General features: G+C 66.9%; 6 protein-coding genes. All 6 read left to right on the plus strand.

The features are described 5' to 3' along the window. Positions 1-235: 235 nt before the first annotated feature. A complete protein-coding gene (locus ABZT47_RS34280) occupies positions 236-796 on the plus strand; it encodes a dihydrofolate reductase family protein (RefSeq protein WP_354851707.1) in 561 nt (186 codons plus the stop codon). Positions 797-969: 173 nt separating this feature from the next. Then, entirely contained in the window at positions 970-1,308 is a 339-nt protein-coding gene (locus ABZT47_RS34285) for a hypothetical protein (RefSeq protein ID WP_354851708.1), read from the plus strand. 225 nt (positions 1,309-1,533) lie between these two features. After that, positions 1,534-2,061, plus strand: coding sequence for an NUDIX domain-containing protein (locus ABZT47_RS34290; protein ID WP_354851710.1), 528 nt, complete (start codon positions 1,534-1,536; stop codon positions 2,059-2,061). 357 nt (positions 2,062-2,418) lie between these two features. Continuing rightward, positions 2,419-3,021 carry a hypothetical protein gene (locus tag ABZT47_RS34295; RefSeq protein WP_354851712.1) on the plus strand — a complete coding sequence of 201 codons (603 nt, stop codon included), beginning with the start codon at positions 2,419-2,421 and terminating at the stop codon, positions 3,019-3,021. A gap of 427 nt (positions 3,022-3,448) precedes the next feature. Then, positions 3,449-4,042, plus strand: coding sequence for a hypothetical protein (locus tag ABZT47_RS34300; protein WP_354851873.1), 594 nt, complete (start codon positions 3,449-3,451; stop codon positions 4,040-4,042). Between the two features lie 108 nt (positions 4,043-4,150). Further along, positions 4,151-5,849: SGNH/GDSL hydrolase family protein (locus ABZT47_RS34305; RefSeq protein ID WP_354851714.1), on the plus strand; the 1,699-nt coding region annotated here is incomplete at its 3' end.

The following is a 5,849-nucleotide window of genomic DNA, read 5'->3' on the forward strand; positions in this document are numbered from 1 at the left end:
TATCGGTCAGCTTGATCTCCACCGCAGACGGCCCCGAAGACGACATGCGGCAATCATAGAAATTTAAGTGACGAATTTCAGGCGCATGACACTAGGGGCAGGCGCGGACGATGCCGAACGGCCTGGCGGTCGTGGGCCCGGAGAAGATTTCGATGCCGGATGTAGAGAAGCTCGCCACGGCTCCGACTCACTTGTGAAAGCGAAGGGCGAAGCCGCCCGAGAACAGGAGCCGGACATGCGTAAGATCATCTTCTGGGTGCACACCTCGATCGACGGCCACATCGACGGCCCGAACGGCGAGTTCGACTGGCCGGTGATGGGCGAGGAGCTGTCGGCGTACTCCGAGGCGCTGGCCGACCGTTGCGACACCTTCCTCTACGGGCGCGGCGTCTGGGAAGGCATGGTGGCCTTCTGGCCGAACGCCGAGTCGATGTCGGACCACCCGCACGTCCTGCAGTTCGCCCCTCGCTGGCGCGACACGCCCAAGATCGTCTTCTCGAGCACACTGAAGCAGGACGACTGGGCCGCCCGGATCATCGGCGACGACCTCGCCGCGCAGGTCGCCGAGCTGAAGCGGCAGGACGGCAAGGACCTGCTGCTCACGGGCGGCTCTGGCCTGGCCGCCGCTCTCACCGACCACGGGCTGATCGACGAGTACCACATCTCGGTGCACCCGGTCGTGCTAGGCGGCGGCCGGCCACTGTTCGTCCCCCGCGACGAACGTCTGGGCCTACGGCTGACCGAGTCGCGCACCTGCGACTCCCAGGTCGTGGTGATGCGGTACGACCGCGTCTAGCGGTTCGGTCGGAGAGCGCAGATGTTCGTCGATGACGTACGGCATCCGCGGATCGCGTTCGCCACCGCGGGCGGCACGGCCAGCGGTGTTCGAGCCTGTCGACGCTCGCGCAGACCCGATCCCTCGGTGTCCCGGACTTGCCGTGATCACCTTCTCATGTTTGAGTGTTTCGAGTGAGTCGTGAATCGGCTTTTGGCAGGCGTCTCGAACCTGTCCCGGAAAAGACCGACCAGACCGACGGCAGGTTGATTCTCACCACAGTGGCCGTTCTCCTGGGCGCGGTCCCGCTTCTGCTCGTCGACTGGTACATCGTCGCGGCGCTCTGGCCTCAATGCTCCTCATACGAGGGGGGCAACATAACGGACTGCGGCGGCGGGCTTTCCGAGGAACAGGCCACCGGAGTGGCAGGACTTATCGCACTGGCCATACTCGCCGTCCAGGTATGGCTGATCGTCCTGGCGAGCAGGCGTTTCCTCTCCGACCGGCGGACCCGGCGCCGCCACCACGGGTGAACGAACGTGAACTGGTCCGCCGCTGTACATCGTCTCCGCCGCTCATGAACACGTGGCGAACCGGCTGAACGACGTCAAGGGCCGAACAGCGGGTACGACGCCATATGTCGTGCCCAGAGACCGCGGTACGACATTCGATCGCCTGCACAAACCATCGATGACCATGCGATCGATCGTCTCCATACGCACGGGCACGCCGAGCACGAACGGAGAAGGCGATATTCGATGACCCGACTGCCTCAGGATCTTCCTCAGGATCTGCCGATCGTGGAACGCGATGTCGTGCGGCTGGTCGTGCGTGACGCTCTCGACCGGATCCTGCTGTTCCACACCCACGAGATCACCGCCCCAGAACTCGGTCAGTGGTGGGAGCTGCCCGGTGGCGGCCTCGACCCCGGTGAGGACTACCGCCAGGCCGCCCGGCGCGAGCTGCGCGAGGAGACGGGCATCACAATCGGCGATGAACAGATCGGGCCGCCGACCTGGACCCGTGACGGCTCGTTCCGCCACCGCGACGTCCGCCATCTCCAGCACGAGGTCGTCGTCCAGATCCGCCTGGCCGGGCCGGGACCCGACATCGACGACCGCGACCGGCTGGACTACGAGAAAGAGGACTACTTCGACTTCCGCTGGTGGCCGATCGCCGAGGTGGTGGCCAGCCCCGACCAGTTCTATCCCCGCGCACTTCCCCGCCTGCTGACCCGCTTTCTCGACGGCGAGACGATCGAAGAACCACCGGAGATCTGGCCGTGACCCTCAATCCGCCGCGGATCCCCCACCACGACCGCGCACCGGCCGGCCCCGGCGACACACCGACCAGCACTCACATGACCAAACCCCGGGTTGTCGTATGGCCCTACCTGAGGTTCACCGGGCTCCCCGCCGCACGCCCCCTCGATCAGGGGTGCGGGAAGGAGCCGAGGAGGATGACAGCCGCTTCCGAACATGGCCGGTCCGGCGGGCGCGGAGTCTCTACTGTGCATACGTGTCGATCTGACGGCGTTCCGTCGTCCGCGACTGCTGTGGCCTCACCCGCTTCACCGGCGAAGACGGCAACGAGATCGCTTGACTCCCGATTTTCGCGGCATCGGGAAGACGAGGGAGCCATCGATGACTGTCGTGAAGCCTCGCAAGTCGCCGCAGAGCGGCATGAGAGAGCATCAACATCGCGCCGCTGCTTCGACGGAGCGCCACCATGGGCCCGCCACCGGACAGTCCTCTGGCAGGAAAGACGCCGAGGAACGTGCTGCACTCACCTTGTTCGATCAAGCCAAGAAGCTGGATCAGGTGGCTTCCAGTACCCATGAGGCAGACACTCGCGACAAGGTGAGGGAGGTGGTCTCGGATCTGCTCTCTCATGCTGAGCCGGTACGCGTGACGACCGCATCGAAGATCCTCAAGTTGGATTCGAAGACCGTCCGCGCATGGGCCAAGCAGGGAGTGCTCACCACCGCACAGGACAAGCCTCGCCTAATGCTGGAGGCAGAACGCTTGTACGCCGTGGCGACTCTGGTCCATGACCTTCGCAAGGCGGGCCGCTCGCGGCATCTCCTCGACGCCGTCTGGAACCGTCTCCAAGATGAAGAGTTCCTGGAAAGCGACGAACTGGCCGAAAGTCTTGACCAGATGCGGCTGGGACAGGGCCGACCGTGGCGGGAAGTCAGATCGACGTTGCACTCGACGGAGCCTGAACACCTTGCAGATGAAGACTGAGGTATTTTCCCCTACCTGGCGGAGAAATATGCTGGGACCTTGAGAGGAGCCGACCTCGCAGCGCTTGGCGCTTTCGTGGACGACCTTGAATCTCGAGGTTGCGCAGCCTTGGGATACAGGCTTACCGGAGAGATCCCGGTGAGCCGACTATGCGTCAGACATCTGCGAGGCCCCATCCGTGCTGTAGTCGCATTCGAAGAGCCTGGGCGAGCCTGGGTGTTGTTGGTAGGTCCACACGATGACCGCAACAAGGCGCACGATGTATACGCGGCACTGTGGAGACTGTGCGGACTGGAGGCTCCGCCTCCCGGCCGACGAACCAAACCGCCCTGCTGTGATGGCAATGACGCAGCGCCCGTTCTCAACGAGGTAGACGATCTGGTCGCCCGCTGCCGCCTTCTCGCCAGACCGGCTCGACGACGCCGTGATGCCGACTGCGGTTGAGGGACGGCTGCGGCTCCCGGCCGCAGGTCGGTGGGCGCGCGGGCGGGAATCGCTTGTGGCCGGGTCGTTCCGGCTGTTCGTCAGCGGGTGGAGGCGGCGGGCACCGGTTTCTCAGGGACCGGCCCGGCGGCCGGCTCTGGGACGAGGGTTACGACGCTGGGTTCCCTGGGGGCCTTGCCGAGGCGTTCACGGCGCCCCTTTCACCGCCCACGCCAACGCGATCATCTCGCTCGCCTTCAGCCCTGACGGACGGACTCTGGCCACCAGCGGCAAGGACGGCACTGTGCGTCTGTGGGACACCGCGACGAGCGCCCCCATCGGCGCCTCCCTGGCCGCCCATGCCGACGGGGTCACCACGGTGGCCCTCCCGCCAGACGCGGCGGACGAACCGGAACGGCCTGACGGTCGTGGGGACGGGCCGGAACGGCCTGACGGTCGTGGGGCGGAAACGAGTGCCGGGATGGAATGCGACGGCCTCCCCGTGAGCGCCCTGGTGCACGGAAGTTCGTCACCTCGCAACGCGGAGTTCATCGCCCGCCATGGGGTGCGTGCCACGCTTGCCCGCGTGTTCAGGTGATGCGAGACACCCGCAGGGGGTGTCCGTCCTCGACCGACAGCGAGGGACATGTCTGGTACCGGCACAATCTGGGTGATGGGTGGGCCGGCGCATCGCCGTGTCCGAGGGATGACCGCCTCCAAGCGGCGGTTCTGGATCGTGCTGGCGGTGGTCGCCGCACTGATCGTGGGCGAGGTCACGACGGGGGCGCGGGCGGCCTCCGCGGCGCCGGCGACCGATCTGGTGCTCGACTTCGCGGTGCCCGATTTCGACCGGGCGGCCGCCGAGCGGGCGTACTCCTCGCTCTACGAGACCTCGATGCTGGACGAGATCTTCGACGACCTGATGAGTGAGGGCGCGGCCGGCGGCCAGGTCCCGGGGCCGATGCCCGAGGTCCCCGCGGACATCCCTGGAACCCTTCAGATCACCGACACCGGCTTTCGCATCGTCATCTCCAAGGATGACATCGGCGCGTCGGCCTCGTCCTTCGTGAACTGGATCATCATCATCGCGGCGAGCACCGCCGCCGGGGCGTTGACGCTGCTCGGCTGCTTCATGGCGACGGCCAACCCGTACGTGTGCAAATCACTGGCGGGAGCCACCACCGTCGTCACCGGACGTCTCGTCGCCGCGAAGCTCAACGGCGAGGACATGTCCACCCCCCAATTCTGGGGAACGGTCATCGCCGCCGCGATCATCGGCGCGCTCGCCGGCGCCTTCATCGAGTTCGTGACGCAGTTCTCCAAGGCGAACTCCGAGGCGATCTTCACGGCGATCAGCGAGGCGATCTCCAAAGCCGTCGCCTGGCTGGGATCCTGGGCGACCGCGGGTGTCAGGGCGGCGGCCGAATGGTTCCGCGGCTTCATGCCCCAGGTCGGGCGGGAAGTCCCGCCGGCGCTGCAACGTGAGCTCGACCGGCTCGGTCAGTTGCCCCCGGCGAACCTGAGGATCATGCCGATGGGCGACTCGATCACCAGGGGCGTCGGCGGATCCCCCGGCGGCGTCGGCTACCGCCTGGGACTGCTGCAGCAGTTGCAGAAAGACGGGCACGGCGTGGACTACGTCGGCTCCCTGGACGACGGGGCGGGCTCCATCTCCGACACCGACCACGAAGGCCATCACGGCTGGCGGATCGACCAGGTCGACGCGGTGACCGAGTGCGCCATCCTGAGCTACCTGCCCAATGTCGTCACCCTGCACCTGGGGACCAACGACATGTCGCAGAACTTCGACGTCGGCGCGGCGCCGGCACGGCTCGCCCGGCTGATCCGCGAGATCACCAACGTCTCCCGGACGACCGTCGTCCTGGTGGCCACGCTGGTGCCCTCGCTCGACGGCACGATCAACTCCCGGATCAAGGCCTACAACTCCCGGCTGGCGGCCACGGTCACCAGCCTGGCGGCCGAGGGCAGACGCGTCCGGCTGGTCGGCATGGGCGCCGTCACACCGGCGGACATGAACGACTCGCTCCATCCCAACGCGAGCGGTTACCGCAAGATGGCCGAGGCCTTCCACCGGGCGATCAGCCTGGCCATCGAGAACCGGGTCATCGCCGACCCGGTCCCGGGCGGCCCCTGGTCGTGCGGGCCCGCCCCCGGCGATCCGCCGGAGAGCTCCGGCCCGGAGCCGGCGACCCCCGGCTGGAACCCGATCGGCGAGGCCGCTTCGGGTGTGGGCGCGCCCAGTGACCACGTGCGGCTCGCGGACATGAACGGCGACGGGCTGGAGGACTACCTGGTCGTCCAGGACGAGGGCCAGGTACGGGCGTGGCTGAACAACGGAGCGGCCGCCGGCAAGGGGTGGACGTGGAAGGGCGAGATCGCCTCCG

The sequence above is a fragment of the Sphaerisporangium sp. NPDC005289 genome (genome assembly GCF_040607455.1).
Taxonomy (GTDB): Bacteria; Actinomycetota; Actinomycetes; order Streptosporangiales; family Streptosporangiaceae; genus Sphaerisporangium; species Sphaerisporangium rhizosphaerae.

What these genes read in the sequence shown, in the direction of transcription:
- ABZT47_RS34295 (WP_354851712.1), top strand. Translation starts at nt 2,419, where the DNA reads ATGACTGTCGTGAAGCCTCGCAAGTCGCCGCAGAGCGGCATGAGAGAG.
- ABZT47_RS34290 (WP_354851710.1), top strand. Translation starts at nt 1,534, where the DNA reads ATGACCCGACTGCCTCAGGATCTTCCTCAGGATCTGCCGATCGTGGAA.
- ABZT47_RS34280 (WP_354851707.1), top strand. Translation starts at nt 236, where the DNA reads ATGCGTAAGATCATCTTCTGGGTGCACACCTCGATCGACGGCCACATC.
- ABZT47_RS34300 (WP_354851873.1), top strand. Translation starts at nt 3,449, where the DNA reads ATGCCGACTGCGGTTGAGGGACGGCTGCGGCTCCCGGCCGCAGGTCGG.